A 13860-nucleotide genomic window follows, 5' to 3' on the forward strand; every position below is an offset into this window, starting at 1 on the left:
CGAAGAAAAAAACAAAAAAATTACGCACAAAAAAAGGAACGATTAAAAACCGTTCCTTTTATATATTAAAAATTTCAGAAGCTTATTTTTTAAACTCAGAAATAGTTTTCTTAATAATAGCGATACAATCCATTAATTGCTCTTCAGTCATAACTAAAGGTGGTGCAAAACGGATAATATTTCCGTGTGTTGGTTTAGCTAATAATCCGTTATCACGTAAGTTCATACAAATATCCCAAGCAGTAGAACTATCTTCAGTATCGTTAATTAAAACAGCGTTTAATAAACCTTTACCTCTTACAGATAAAACTAAATCAGTAGTTTTAGCAAACTCAGCTAATTCAGCTCTAAATATTTCACCTAAACGTTCAGCATTTTCAGCTAATTTTTCATCTTGTACAACTTCTAAAGCTGCCATTGCTACAGCTGCAGCTACAGGATTACCACCAAAAGTAGAACCATGATTTCCAGGTTTAATAACATTCATAATACTGTTATTAGCTAATACAGCAGAAACAGGATATGCTCCACCAGAAATAGCCTTACCTAAAATTAAAATATCAGGTTTAGTTTCAGGAGAACCTGAACAATTTTTATCAGCACAAGAACAGTTACCACAAGTAGCTAATAAACGACCTGTACGAGCAATACCTGTTTGAACCTCATCAGCAATAAATAATACATTATGTTTAGCACATAATGCTTTTGCTGCTGCTAAATATCCTTCAGTTGGCACGTAAACACCTGCTTCACCTTGAATTGGCTCTACTAAGAAACCTGCAATATTACTATCACTTTCTAAAACTTCTTCTAAAGCTTTTAAGTTGTTGTATTCTATTTTAATAAATCCGTTTGTAAATGGTCCAAAATTTGTACGAGCTACAGCATCATTAGAAAAAGAAATAATAGTTGTAGTACGTCCGTGGAAATTATTTTCACAAACAACAATTTTTGCTTGATTTTCACTAAGTCCTTTTACTTCGTATGCCCATTTTCTACATAATTTTAAAGCAGTTTCTACCGCTTCAGCACCTGTATTCATTGGTAATATTTTATCAAAACCAAAAAGCTCAGTAGCAAATTTCTCATATTTACCTAACATATCGTTATGAAAAGCACGAGAAGTTAAAGTTAATGTTTTTGCTTGGTTTACCATTGCATCAACAATTTTCGGATGACAATGTCCTTGGTTTACTGCCGAATAAGCAGATAAAAAGTCATAATACTTTTTTCCTTCAACATCCCATACATGTACACCTTCACCTTTACTTAATACCACTGGTAACGGGTGATAATTGTGTGCTCCGTGTTTGTCTTCTAATTCAATCGCTTGTTGCGAAGTTAATTGGTCTAAAGCCATTTCAAAATAATTTTTAATTAATAAAAAACTATTCCTGTTCACCTTTATCCTTTCGAAAAAAATCGAAAATTCAGCGTGGGAAAGAAATCATCCCTAAAAAGTGTTGCAATTTACTAAATATTAAGGTTCTTTTTAAAGCTGACTCTTAATTCTTATAAAGAATTAATAAACTTAACAAGTTTTAAATTGTTAAGTTTTTCATCAAGAATAATTAATTTAATTTTATTAATTACCTATATAAGAAACATCTAAATATTATTATTTTTTTTATATAATAATGAGTGACTAAACAATTAAATAAGTGTCTTAATTATATAACTAAAAAAACAAATAAACATGAATGAGATTTTAAATACATACAACCAACTTACTGGCAGCTTTGGCAAACCTATTAGTGCATTATTAATTATCATACTAGGATGGTTAGTTGCTAAATTAATCAGAACACTTATCAATAAAATAAGTGACAACAGTGGATTAAACAGTAAATTAAGTAATAGTAAAATTAGTTTTGGTGATTTAATATCAAAATTAGTTTATTATTTAATAATGATTTTTGTTTTTATGCTAGCACTAGATAAATTAGGAATGACAAGCGTTTTAGAGCCTATTAAAGGTTTATTAAATGGTTTTACTAAATTTATTCCAAATATTGTAGGTGCAGGTCTTGTTGCTTACATCGGTTATATGTTGGCGACTATCGTTTCAGAATTAATTGGTTTATCAGGAGGAACTATTCAAAAGTTTACACCAAAATTAAACCTTCCTGAAAATATTAATTTAGTTACTATTCTTAAAAAAGTAGTTTTTATCTTTATTTTTATTCCACTTTTAATAGCTGCTTTAAATATCTTAAATATTAGTTCGATATCTGAACCTGCTACTAGCATGTTAGAAAGTTTTTTCGCTGCTATTCCTAAAATATTAGTTGCTACTTTAATATTAATTATTTTTGTTGTTGGTGGTAAATTTTTAAGTAATTTAATAAAAGATTTATTAGATAGTTTAAATCTTAACGAAATTTTAAAGAGTGCTAATTTAGACTCTTTTACAGGTAAAACAAATGTTGAAAAATTAATTGCAAATATTGTTTATGCTTTTATTGTATTATTCGGTTTAATGACTGCTATTGATAAATTAGAATTCACAAAGCTTTCTGAAATAATGAATACAGTTGTTAACCTTGCCGGAAACATCTTATTCGGACTTGTTATTTTAGCTATTGGAAATTGGATTGCTTCTATTGCATCTAAAAACTTTATAAAAAGTGATGACAATAAATTTGTCGGAGGAATTATAAAAGTAGCTATATTAACTGTATTTTTAGCAATAGGTTTACGTAGAATGGGTATTGCTGATGATATTATCAACTTAGCTTTTGGTATCACTTTAGGAGCTGTTGCTTTAACAGTTGTACTTTCTTTTGGTTTAGGTGGTCGTGAAGCCGCTGGTAAACAAATGGATAAGATATTAAACAAATTCAATAAAAAAGAATAACCTCTATAAAGTATATAACATAAAAAAACACCTCTTTTTAGGGGTGTTTTTTTATTTAAAAAACATCTCTAAAATATTTTTCATTTTTAGGTAGAACATAAAAGCATATAATGAAGAAATGATTCAAGAAGCTAATCAATAAACAAGATAATAAAGTTACTCCAAAATGAGTAGTCTTTTTTGTATTATCAAACCATAACTTTTCATAATTTTGCAAACCTATAAATAACAGAAAATGCCACGTAGAGAACGAAATAAATTTGTACACAAAAATCAAGTTTTAGAATTAAGAATTGAAGATTACGCTTTTGGAGGAAAAGGAATCGCTAGAATAAAATCCGAAGAAGGTAGTTTTGTAGTTTTTATTCCTAATACATTGCCTGGTCAGTTAGTAAAAGCTCAAATTAGTAAATCGAGTAAAAAATATGCCGAAGCAAAATTAATTGATGTTTTAGAACCTTCTGAAAATGAAGTTGAAGTTCCTTTTCAAGATATTCCTGGAGCTCCTTATATTCAATTACCTATTGAATTACAACATCAATATAAAAAAGAAAGTACCTTGTCTTTATTTCAAAGAATTGGGAAAGTAGAAAATATTGATGATTTATTTGATGAATTTATCACTTCTCCTAATGTATTTCATTACAGAAATAAAATGGAGTATGGTTTTTCTGCTATTGGTTACGATAGAGTAAATAAAACAGATGCCGATTTTTTCACATTAGGATTTAAACGTCGTGGAACTTGGTGGATGGGTGATAACCTAGATAAAGATTCTGGTTTATTTGATGCTCAAGTTGAAGATAATTTAAAAGTAATTCGTGAATATTGCGAAAAAACAGGATTAGCTCCTTGGCGTGGACCTAGAAGAGAAGGTTTTTTCAGATATTTTGTTGTTCGTAAATCGTACAAAACAAATGAATTATTATTCAATTTAGTTACAACTTCACCTGATTTACCAAATTTTGATATGCAAGCTTTTGCTAGTTTATTAAAAGATATTTTTGGTGATCGTTTAGCTGGTTTATTACATACTATAAATGATGAAGTTGGTGATAGAACTATCGCTACATCTGGAAGTATAAAACTTGTTACAGGGAAAGATAAAATTGTAGAAGAGTTATTAGGTTTAAACTTTGAAATAAGTATGAAAAGCTTTTTTCAAACAAATCCTAAATCCGCAGAAAAATTATATACAAAAGTTGTTGATTACGCTTTAGAAAATAAAGAAGCTGTTGACAATACTGTGGTTATGGATTTATTCTGTGGAACAGGAACTATCGGACAAATTTTAGCTTCAAGAAGTGAAAATGCAAAAATAGTTGGTGTAGATATCGTAGCTTCTGCAATTGAAGATGCAAAAGAAAATGCAAAACGAAATAAAATTGAAGGTTTACAATTTTACGCTGCTGATGTTGGTAAGTTCTTATTAGAACATCCTCAATATCAAAATAAAATAAAAACCATTATTTTAGATCCTGCTCGTGCTGGTATTGCGCCTAAAACATTACGTAAAATTATCAGATTAAATGCTGATAGAATGGTATATGTTTCGTGTAACCCTGCAACTCAAGCTCGTGATACTGAAGAATTAATTAATGCTGGTTATAAACTGAAAAAAATTAGTTTAGTAGATCAATTTCCACACACAGCACATATAGAAACTGTTGTTTTATTCGAAAAATAAATTTTAATGAAAAAATATATCCTTCTTTTGTTTAGTTGTTTTATAGGATTTTCTTCTTGTGAAAAAGATGATTTCTGTGTTCAAAACCCTGTAACACCTAATTTAGTGTTGCGTTTTTATGATAAAAATGATACTTCTGAAAAAAAGAAGGTTAAACGTTTTTCAATTATAGCACAAGGTAAAGACAGTCTTTTTGTAGGTAAAGAAACTGATTCTATAAATATTCCTTTAAATACTTTAACTAAAGAAACTGTTTATACTTTAAAAATGAATGCTACAGATAATTTAATTATCAATAATAAAATAGCGACATTAACTATAAAATACGATACCGAAGAAGCTTATGTTTCTCGTTCGTGTGGTTATAAAGTTATATTTAATGATGTAAACTTAGCACATACAGGTTGGATTAACAGCCTGTCAACTTCAGAAGTTAATACTATTGATAATCAAACAAAAGCACATGTACAAGTATATTATTAGTATCTGTTTATTATTTGTGTATGCAAATGGTTTTTCTCAAGAAAATCATCAGAAAAAAACCGAACCTAAAATTGAAAAAATCAAAAAAGATTCCATTATCTACAAAACAGGTTATGGTTTACGATTAGGAATAGATATTAGTAAACCAGCTTTAGCTATCGTTGATAAAAGTTATAGCGGATTAGAACTAGTTGGTGATTATCGTATTTCTAAAAACTGGTATGTAGCTACCGAATTAGGATTTGAAGAAGAAATAACTTTTGAAGAATTTACAAAATCAACATCAAAAGGAAGTTTTATAAAGCTTGGTGCAAATTACAATGCCTATAAAAACTGGTTAGACATGAATAACGAAATTTATGTTGGTTTCAGATATGGATTTGCTCTTTTTGATCAAACTTTAAATAGCTATAAAACAAATGTTGGTACGCCTTATTTTCCTTCAAACACAATAAAAACACCTGTTACCGAAACTGGACTTACAGCTCATTGGACAGAGATTCAATTAGGTATTAAGGTCGAAACTTTTAAAAATCTATTTTTAAGTGCAGGGTTTTCTTATAAAATAATGGTTAGTGTAGATGATCAAAAAAACTTTAAAACACTTTATGCACCTGGTTTTAATAGAGTTTTTGAAAGTAATACTGGCTTTGGATTTAATTATACAATTTCATATCTAATACCTTTTATTAATAAGTAATTTTATTGATTAAACTTGATTTTACTAACTTTACTTCTTAATAACTAAACTTATTAATAATGAATAAGATTCCTAGCGTAAATTTAGAAGATTTTTTATCTGATGATAAAAACAGAAAACAAAAATTCATCAATGAAATTGGTGACGCTTATGAAAAGATAGGATTTGTAGCTTTAAAAGGTCATTTTTTAGATGATAAATTAGTTGAAAATTTATATACTGAAATCAAGAATTTTTTCGATTTACCAACTAACGTAAAAGAAAAATATGAAATCCCTGGTATTGGAGGTCAAAGAGGTTATGTTTCCTTCGGAAAAGAAAGTGCCAAAGGAAAAAAAGAAGGCGATTTAAAAGAATTTTGGCATTTTGGTCAATACGTTGATGATGCTTCTAAATACGCTAAAGTGTATCCCGAAAATGTAACTGTTGAAGAACTTGCTAAATTTAACGAAGTAGGTAAACAAACCTATCAAATGTTAGAAAAAACAGCTAAGTATGTTTTACGATCGTTAGCATTACACTTAAATTTAGAGGAAAATTACTTTGATAAATATATCAAAAATGGAAATAGTATTTTACGCCCTATCCACTATCCTCCTATTTTATCTGAACCTAAAGGAGCAGAAAGAGCCGCTGCCCATGGAGATATCAACTTAATAACCTTGTTAATGGGAGCACAAGGAAAAGGATTACAAGTTCAAAATAATAAAGGAGATTGGATTGATGCAGTTGCACAACCAGATGAATTAATGATTAATGTTGGAGATATGCTCTCTAGACACAGTAATAATAAATTAAAATCTACCATACACCGAGTTACAAATCCGCCAAAGGAATCTTGGGGAACATCTCGTTATTCTATTCCTTTTTTTATGCATCCTATTTCTGATATGAAATTAGATGTTTTAGAAAATTGTGTTGATGACAAAAACCCAAAGCAATTTGAAGATATTACAGCCGGTGAATTTCTAGATGAGCGTTTACGTGAATTAGGATTAAAAAAATAATACCATGGATTTACAAGATCAATTAAAAAACTTATTTCCTGATCATCAAGAAACGGAAGTTGAACCAGAAAAAAAACAAGGTATTTGGCTACAAGACGATCCAATACTTTGTAAATACGAAAAGCGAAAAGGAAAACCAACTACTATTTTAGATGGATATACAGGAGCTACTGAAGATTTTAAAAAATTAGCCAAAGAAATTAAAACAAAACTAAGTGTTGGCGGTAGTTTTAAAGATGATAAAATAATTATCCAAGGTGATTATCGTGATAAGATAATGCAAATTTTAAAAGACAAAGGCTTTAATGTAAAACGAGTTGGAGGTTAAAAGATTAAAATGTCAAGAATTTAAACTCTTGGCATTTTTTATTTAAAAAAATATAATTCACTGAAAATTAACAAATTAACAATAATAACTGAAATCAACCGTTTATATTCTAAGAATTACCCCCCATTAATTCCATTTAAAATATGATTTCACTTAAACTACATATTACAAACGGAGATACCACAAGTAAAAAACTTGAAGAACTAAATTTTGAAGGTAAAAAAATTACATGGCGAGAAATACTCTGTGAAGGAAAAACAACAACTGATGTTGGTAGTAAAAACTTCTGGAAAAACCGTTTTAATTTCTTCAAAACATATTATAGAACATCTAAACAAAAGTTTCTAAACTACACCGTAAAAGAATACCGTGCACTTTGTAATGAAAAAAATCAAGATGAAATTGTCTTATGGTTTGATTATGATTTACTCTCTCAAATAAATATGATTGCCCTAGTTAGTTGGTTAAAACGCCATCGAAAAGGATGTCAAATATCATTAGTTTCTACTGAAAAAATCAATAATAAAAAATCAATAGAATTAAATACACTTTCTGATAATCAACTACGTCAACATTATATCAACAGAAGTATACTTTCTCAAAATGATATTGAATATGCTGATTATATTTGGCAATTATATTGTTCTGATAACCCGTTACAATTAGAAAATGCGGTTAAACTACATACAAATAGTACTTTTAAACACTTAAATAAAGCTTTAAAAAATCATTTACAACGTTTTCCTTCTCTAAAAAATGGGTTAAATCTTATCGAAAACAGTATTTTAAAAACGATTAACAAGAATGAATTTAAAAATAAAAACCAACTTATTAATAATTTATCAATAAATCATAAAAACTACGGATTCCTTAATAATCAATACTTTAACAAGATGAAAATATTGCATAAATTATTTACATCTTTAAATCCTATAACATTAACAAAGGCAGGAAAAGGAGTCTTAGCGCAACAAACCAATTATTATGGTAAAATACGTACTGATTTTTCGTATCTTGGAGGCGCTAAAAAATACAGCTATTTATATGTAAATTCAACTGATAAGCTGTTAAAAATCACATCATAAATGAATATTGAACATTCTGAACTTATCTTAAATACAGATGGAAGTATTTATCATTTAAATTTAAGCCCAGAAAATGTAGCTACTGATATTATATTTGTCGGTGACCAATATCGTGTAGATAAAGTAACTCAGTATTTTGATTCGATTGAATTTACAACACAAAAACGTGAATTTAAAACTACCACAGGTACTTATAAAGGAAAACGTTTAACAGTAATTTCTACTGGAATTGGTGCAGATAATATTGATATTGTTTTAAATGAATTAGATGCGTTATTTAATATCGATTTAAAAACACGAAAAATAAAAGAGATACATACCCAATTAAATATCATCCGTATAGGAACTTCAGGTTCTTTACAAGCTGATATTCCTGTAAATAGTTTTTTACTTAGCACACATGCTTTAGATTTAAACGGAATGTTACATTCGTATCAAATAACCGATATTTCACATCCTGTAATTGAAGAAGCTTTTATAAAACATACAAATTGGAGTATTAAAAAACCAACACCATTAGTAATAACTAATAGTAAAATTTTAGAAAAAAAATTAACGTCGAATACTGTTTATAAAGGAATCACTGCTACGGCAGCTGGTTTTTATGGACCACAAGGACGTATACTTCGTTTAGCATTACAAGATGCTAAACTAAATAAAAAAATAGATAGTTTTAATTATAACGAAAACAGAATTACCAATTTAGAAATGGAAACTTCTGCTATTTATGGATTATCAAAATTATTAGGACATAATGCAATTTCAATGAATGCCATTATCGCTAACAGAGCAAATGGTACTTTTAGCGAAAACCCTAATAAAGTGATTTCCGATTTGATTATATATACATTAGATAAATTAGTTGAGTAAATGTTAGATTTAAAAGTAGGTGGTGTACCTGAACACTTTAATTACCCATGGTATATTACTTTAAAAAATAAAGAATTCACTAACCAAGGAATTAATTTGCGTTGGCAAGATTTCCCTGGTGGTACTGGTGAAATGTGTAAAGCCTTGCGTTCTGGTGATGTAGATATTGCTATCGTATTAACCGAAGGAATTATTAAAGACATTAATAATGGAAATCCTTCTAAAATTACACAGACTTTTGTTAAAAGTCCTTTAATTTGGGGAATTCATGTAGGTGATAAATCCAAATTCAAAAAAATAGAAGACCTAGAAAATGCAACTGTAGCTATTAGTCGTTTTGGCTCTGGCTCGCATTTAATGGCAATTGTAAATGCTCATAATAATGGATGGGATATTGACAAATTAAAATTCAAAGTTATTGGCGATTTACAAGGTGGTATCGATGCTTTAACAAACGGAGATGCTGATTATTTTATGTGGGAACATTTTACCACAAAACCATTAGTTGATAATAATACTTTTAGACGTTTAGGTGATTGCCCTACTCCTTGGCCTTGTTTTGTAGTTGCTGTTAGAAATGAAGTGTTGGAAAACAATTTTGAAGAAGTAAAAAAAGTATTAGATATTATTAATGATTGTACTAGTAATTTTAAAGATACTCCAAATATTGATAAAATATTAGCACATAGATATGAGCAACAATTAGAAGACATTCAAAAATGGTTATCAATAACCGAATGGAATGACGGTGAACCAGTAACTGAAAATTTAATTACCAACATACAAAATAAAATGGTTGGTTTTAACGTTATTGATTGTAAGAAAGATTCAGCTGAGTTAATCAGAAATATGTATATTTGATTTTTAAAAAAACATAAAAAATGAAAAAAGTAATATTTATTGCGGTTTGTGTTGTTAGTTTAGTAGGTTTTTCTTCTTGTGGAAGTACAAGTCCTTGTGGTTTAGCTAAAACTGATCAAACAAAACAAAATCAACATCAATCAGAAATCATTGTTGCCGATGCAACTGAAATTACTGAATAAATAATTTGATATTTTTTTATTCAAGTTAAAAAAATCCGCTTTTAAAAAGCGGATTTTTTTTAATTTTTCTTTTCTAACATTGGTACAAACTTAAAATCTCCTAATTCGTGTTTCTCAAATTCTTTTGGAGATTTTCGTATAAATAAAGTCATTACTTGATTTTTATCTCCTACAGGAATCAATAACCTTCCTCCTACTTTTAACTGACTTAATAAGGGTTTTGGTACAAAAGGAGCTCCTGCGGTTACAATAATTTTATCAAAAGGTGCTTCTTCAGGTAAACCTATATAACCATCACCAAAAATAAAACGCTTTGGTCTATAGCCTATTTTAGGTAAAAATAAAGAAGTCCTTTTAAATAATTCGTGTTGACGTTCTATAGAATATACTTTCGCTTTTAATTCTAATAATACAGCCGTTTGATAGCCTGATCCTGTACCTATTTCAAGTACTTTTTCTCCTTGTTTTATATCTAAAACTTGAGATTGGAACGCTACCGTATATGGATGTGAAATTGTTTGTTCTGCAGCAATAGGAAATGCTTTGTCTTGATATGCATGTGCCTCGAAACTACTATCAATAAATAAGTGCCTCGGAATTTTACGAACTGCATTTAATACATTTAAATCTACAATACCTTTGGCTTGTAAAACTGCTGCTAACTTATTTCTTAATCCTTGATGCTTGGTGGTGTCTTTCATTAAATACTGCTATAAAAAATACTAAGCTACACTCAAAAATTAATTTACATTAGTACTCTTTTTTAACAAGTAACTACTATATCGTATCGAGTAATAGTAAAATTTCAACATGTCAAAAGTACTCATAAATATGTATAAAAGTGTATCTTTGTTTACATTGCTTTTATGGTTAAAAAAAAAGCATTAAATAAGTTAAAAATAATGTTATTTTAAAATGTAAATTTAAGTAATTTTATTATTAAAATAACCATACAAAATCAAAAGTACTATGTTAAAAGCTGGAGTTTTAGGTGCAGGTCATCTAGGAAAAATTCACTTACGTTTATTACAACAATCTGAAAAATATGAATTAGTAGGATTTTATGATCCTTTTACCGAAAATGCTGAAAAAGTAGCCAAAGAATTTGGTTATAAATTATTTAACTCTGTTAAAGAATTAATAAATGCAGTTGATGTTGTTGATATTGTAACACCTACATTATCTCATTTTGACTGTGCTAAAGAGGCTATTCAAAAAGGAAAACATATTTTTATTGAAAAACCAATAACAAATACTGTATTAGAAGCTGAAGCTATTAGAACCTTAGCAAGTCAGTATCATATAAAAGGACAAGTTGGGCATGTTGAACGTTTTAACCCAGCTTTTACAGCTGTAAGAGATATGATAGACACACCTATGTTTATCGAAACACATAGATTAGCTGAATTTAACCCAAGAGGAACAGATGTGCCTGTTGTTTTAGATTTAATGATTCATGATATTGATATTATTTTATCAGTAGTAAACTCTAAAGTTAAAAGTGTACATGCAAGTGGTGTTTCAGTTATTTCTGATACTCCAGATATTGCAAATGCACGTATTGAATTTGAAAATGGCTGTGTCGCAAACTTAACATCGAGTAGAATCTCTATGAAAAACATGCGTAAAACTAGGTTTTTTCAGAAGGATGCTTATATTTCTGTTGATTTTTTAGAAAAAAAATCTGAGGTTGTAAAAATGAAAGATGTTCCTGAAAACCCTGATGAATTTGCAATGATTCTTCAAAATGCCGAAGGTGTTAAAAAACAAATTTATTTTGATAATCCTAGTGTTATTGAAAACAATGCTATTTTAGACGAATTAGAATCGTTTGCCGATGCTATTATTAATAAAACAACGCCTATAGTATCTTTACGTCAAGGAACGGAAGCTTTACGTGTTGCTCATATGATTATTGATTGTTTTAATAAATAATTACCTTAATTATAAAAAATGAAAAAAAACTTAACATATAAATACACATCGCTTTTATCAATAGTATTTTTGATTTCTATTACTTTTTCATTATTAACTTCTTGTTCTGAAGATGATGAAGAGCCTGAAGATCGTTCTATATATATCAATAGTATTGATGCTGAAAACATTCAATTTAATAGTGCAACTCTTAAATGGTATCCAACTGTTTCTGGAGAAAAAACTACATCAACTTTTGATATTTATTTAAATGATAAATTAATCGAAAAAGAAACTGAAAAAATTAGTTTTGAACTTACTAATTTAACACCAAACACTGAATATTCAGTGAAAATTATCGGAAATACAAATTACGATACCGAAGTTGAAAAAACATTTAGTTTTACAACTGCTGATTATCCTGAACCTTTAGGTTTTGAAGTTTATTCAACTGAAATAACTTCTGAAAGTGCAGTTATAACTTGGGTTACTCCTGAAACTTTAGACAAAGAATCTCTAACTTATAGTGTTTCTGTTAATGGTGAAATTAAAAAAGAAAATATCGCTGAAAATGTAGCAGGAAACTCTTACAAGCTTTCTGATTTAATTCCTTATAAAGAATATATTATTCGAGTTATTGCTACAACAAGTAAAGATAAAAACACTTTTAAAGAAATTAGTTTTAGTGCTTTACCAACTAGTTTTAACGAGCTTAATGTAACATCTAAAGAAATTACACAAAGTTCAGCAAGTATTGATTGGAATATTACTACGATAAATGATTATGTAGATCTTAATACAATTACTTATGATATCTATTTAGATGGAACTTTACTTGTAGAAAATACAACCGAAACTTCGTATATTTTACAAAATTTAGTAGCCTACAAAAATTACACGGCTAAATTAATTGCTAAATTAGCAAACGGTGATTCAAAAACTAAAGAAATTCAGTTTAAAACATTAGGAACACCTCCTTCTGATTTTACGGTATCATTAAAAAGTGAAGCTCAAGCAAATTGGACAGAAATTGAATGGACTATACCAACCGTTACGGACAACTCTTATGTTAAATATAATCTTTATTTAAATGATGAAATTATTGAAGAAGATATTTTATCATTCGTAAATAATCGTACACTTTCTGAGTTAGAAGAAAATACAAATTATAACGTTAAATTAGTAGCATTTTCAGATAATGGGACAGAAACTTTTTCAAATACTGTTAGTTTTAAAACGATAACCTATCCTAAAATAGATGGTGATTTTACGCTTGACTTTAGTAATGTTTTAGGAACTTCTGCTATTGCTTATTGGACGCCAGCTAGCTATACTCATAATAATGAGAATAAAACAGTTGGTTATGACGTATCAATAAAAGAATTAGATACTTATAGTAATTCTACTATTGGATTAAGTACTAAAATTTCTAGTTTAGAGCCAAAAACAACGTATACAGTTATTATAAATGCTTATGTTTATGATTCTGGTTTTAATAATTATACTCCTTCAAAAACCATTGAAAAAACCTTTACAACAGCTGATAATTACCCATTACATCCAACAATAGAAATTACGGAAGCTATTTTATATCATAAAAGTAGCACATATTTTCCAGGTCAAATTGTGGTTAAATTTTCAGAAAACATAACCAATGTTGATATCGATACTTTTTTTGCATCAACTATGTTTATAAATAATTTTCAAACTTCTTCTTCTTCTATTTTAAGTAACAAATTATCTGACACTAAATATGATTATATCGTAAATAATTTTGGTGGCGATGTTATTGTAAATGAAGGATATGTTATATTTAATGAAAATGGAAAAACTTATAGAAGTCCATTTAATTTTTCAATTCAAAGTAATTAACAACAACTAATCAA

14 protein-coding genes are annotated in these 13860 nt (G+C 28.4%); 12 read left to right on the top strand and 2 right to left on the bottom strand.

Going from position 1 to position 13860, the window contains the following annotated elements:
* Window positions 1-82: 82 nt before the first annotated feature.
* Window positions 83-1360 carry an ornithine--oxo-acid transaminase gene (rocD, locus tag PG913_RS06040; protein WP_271232063.1) on the bottom strand — a complete coding sequence of 426 codons (1278 nt, stop codon included), beginning with the start codon at window positions 1358-1360 and terminating at the stop codon, window positions 83-85.
* 336 nt (window positions 1361-1696) lie between these two features.
* On the opposite strand from rocD, the gene PG913_RS06045 reads away from it, so the two are divergent.
* From PG913_RS06045 to PG913_RS06090, 10 genes are all read left to right on the top strand, one after another.
* Window positions 1697-2857: a mechanosensitive ion channel gene (locus tag PG913_RS06045; protein ID WP_271232064.1), complete on the top strand. Its 1161-nt coding sequence runs from the start codon at window positions 1697-1699 to the stop codon at window positions 2855-2857.
* 235 nt (window positions 2858-3092) lie between these two features.
* On the top strand, window positions 3093-4544 hold the full coding sequence (rlmD, locus tag PG913_RS06050; protein ID WP_271232065.1) for a 23S rRNA (uracil(1939)-C(5))-methyltransferase RlmD: 1452 nt from the start codon (window positions 3093-3095) through the stop codon (window positions 4542-4544).
* A gap of 6 nt (window positions 4545-4550) precedes the next feature.
* Window positions 4551-5027 (top strand): DUF6452 family protein, encoded by a 477-nt coding sequence (locus PG913_RS06055; RefSeq protein WP_271232066.1) that lies wholly within the window; start codon window positions 4551-4553, stop codon window positions 5025-5027.
* Window positions 5008-5727 (top strand): DUF6048 family protein, encoded by a 720-nt coding sequence (locus PG913_RS06060; protein ID WP_271232067.1) that lies wholly within the window; start codon window positions 5008-5010, stop codon window positions 5725-5727. Before PG913_RS06055 ends, PG913_RS06060 begins: the two co-directional genes overlap by 20 nt.
* Window positions 5728-5786: 59 nt before the next feature.
* Window positions 5787-6734, top strand: coding sequence for an isopenicillin N synthase family dioxygenase (locus PG913_RS06065; RefSeq protein ID WP_271232068.1), 948 nt, complete (start codon window positions 5787-5789; stop codon window positions 6732-6734).
* A gap of 4 nt (window positions 6735-6738) precedes the next feature.
* A complete protein-coding gene (locus tag PG913_RS06070) occupies window positions 6739-7062 on the top strand; it encodes a translation initiation factor (RefSeq protein ID WP_271232069.1) in 324 nt (107 codons plus the stop codon).
* 143 nt (window positions 7063-7205) lie between these two features.
* A complete protein-coding gene (locus PG913_RS06075; RefSeq protein WP_271232070.1) occupies window positions 7206-8147 on the top strand; it encodes a DUF1835 domain-containing protein in 942 nt (313 codons plus the stop codon).
* A complete protein-coding gene (locus tag PG913_RS06080) occupies window positions 8148-9017 on the top strand; it encodes a nucleoside phosphorylase (RefSeq protein ID WP_271232071.1) in 870 nt (289 codons plus the stop codon).
* Window positions 9018-9878 (top strand): substrate-binding domain-containing protein, encoded by an 861-nt coding sequence (locus PG913_RS06085; RefSeq protein ID WP_271232072.1) that lies wholly within the window; start codon window positions 9018-9020, stop codon window positions 9876-9878.
* 20 nt (window positions 9879-9898) lie between these two features.
* Complete coding sequence (locus PG913_RS06090) at window positions 9899-10060, top strand: lipoprotein (protein WP_271232073.1); 162 nt, start codon at window positions 9899-9901, stop codon at window positions 10058-10060.
* 59 nt (window positions 10061-10119) lie between these two features.
* Here the strand turns inward: PG913_RS06090 and PG913_RS06095 are convergent, their stop codons facing one another.
* Entirely contained in the window at window positions 10120-10761 is a 642-nt protein-coding gene (locus PG913_RS06095; RefSeq protein ID WP_271232074.1) for a protein-L-isoaspartate(D-aspartate) O-methyltransferase, read from the bottom strand.
* 268 nt (window positions 10762-11029) lie between these two features.
* Between PG913_RS06095 and PG913_RS06100 the strand changes: the two genes are divergently transcribed.
* Window positions 11030-11995 carry a Gfo/Idh/MocA family protein gene (locus PG913_RS06100; protein ID WP_271232075.1) on the top strand — a complete coding sequence of 322 codons (966 nt, stop codon included), beginning with the start codon at window positions 11030-11032 and terminating at the stop codon, window positions 11993-11995.
* 18 nt (window positions 11996-12013) lie between these two features.
* A complete protein-coding gene (locus tag PG913_RS06105) occupies window positions 12014-13846 on the top strand; it encodes a fibronectin type III domain-containing protein (protein WP_271232076.1) in 1833 nt (610 codons plus the stop codon).
* The last annotated feature ends 14 nt before the right edge of the window (window positions 13847-13860 follow it).

The organism is Tenacibaculum pacificus (assembly GCF_027941775.1).
GTDB classification, from domain to species: Bacteria; Bacteroidota; Bacteroidia; order Flavobacteriales; family Flavobacteriaceae; genus Polaribacter; species Polaribacter pacificus_A.

Coding starts and splice junctions, on each gene's coding strand:
- PG913_RS06080 (WP_271232071.1), top strand. CDS start 8,148: ATGAATATTGAACATTCTGAACTTATCTTAAATACAGATGGAAGTATT.
- PG913_RS06085 (WP_271232072.1), top strand. CDS start 9,018: ATGTTAGATTTAAAAGTAGGTGGTGTACCTGAACACTTTAATTACCCA.
- PG913_RS06055 (WP_271232066.1), top strand. CDS start 4,551: ATGAAAAAATATATCCTTCTTTTGTTTAGTTGTTTTATAGGATTTTCT.
- rlmD (WP_271232065.1), top strand. CDS start 3,093: ATGCCACGTAGAGAACGAAATAAATTTGTACACAAAAATCAAGTTTTA.
- PG913_RS06095 (WP_271232074.1), bottom strand. CDS start 10,761: ATGAAAGACACCACCAAGCATCAAGGATTAAGAAATAAGTTAGCAGCA.
- PG913_RS06105 (WP_271232076.1), top strand. CDS start 12,014: ATGAAAAAAAACTTAACATATAAATACACATCGCTTTTATCAATAGTA.
- PG913_RS06045 (WP_271232064.1), top strand. CDS start 1,697: ATGAATGAGATTTTAAATACATACAACCAACTTACTGGCAGCTTTGGC.
- PG913_RS06090 (WP_271232073.1), top strand. CDS start 9,899: ATGAAAAAAGTAATATTTATTGCGGTTTGTGTTGTTAGTTTAGTAGGT.
- PG913_RS06070 (WP_271232069.1), top strand. CDS start 6,739: ATGGATTTACAAGATCAATTAAAAAACTTATTTCCTGATCATCAAGAA.
- PG913_RS06065 (WP_271232068.1), top strand. CDS start 5,787: ATGAATAAGATTCCTAGCGTAAATTTAGAAGATTTTTTATCTGATGAT.
- PG913_RS06075 (WP_271232070.1), top strand. CDS start 7,206: ATGATTTCACTTAAACTACATATTACAAACGGAGATACCACAAGTAAA.
- PG913_RS06100 (WP_271232075.1), top strand. CDS start 11,030: ATGTTAAAAGCTGGAGTTTTAGGTGCAGGTCATCTAGGAAAAATTCAC.
- PG913_RS06060 (WP_271232067.1), top strand. CDS start 5,008: ATGTACAAGTATATTATTAGTATCTGTTTATTATTTGTGTATGCAAAT.
- rocD (WP_271232063.1), bottom strand. CDS start 1,360: ATGGCTTTAGACCAATTAACTTCGCAACAAGCGATTGAATTAGAAGAC.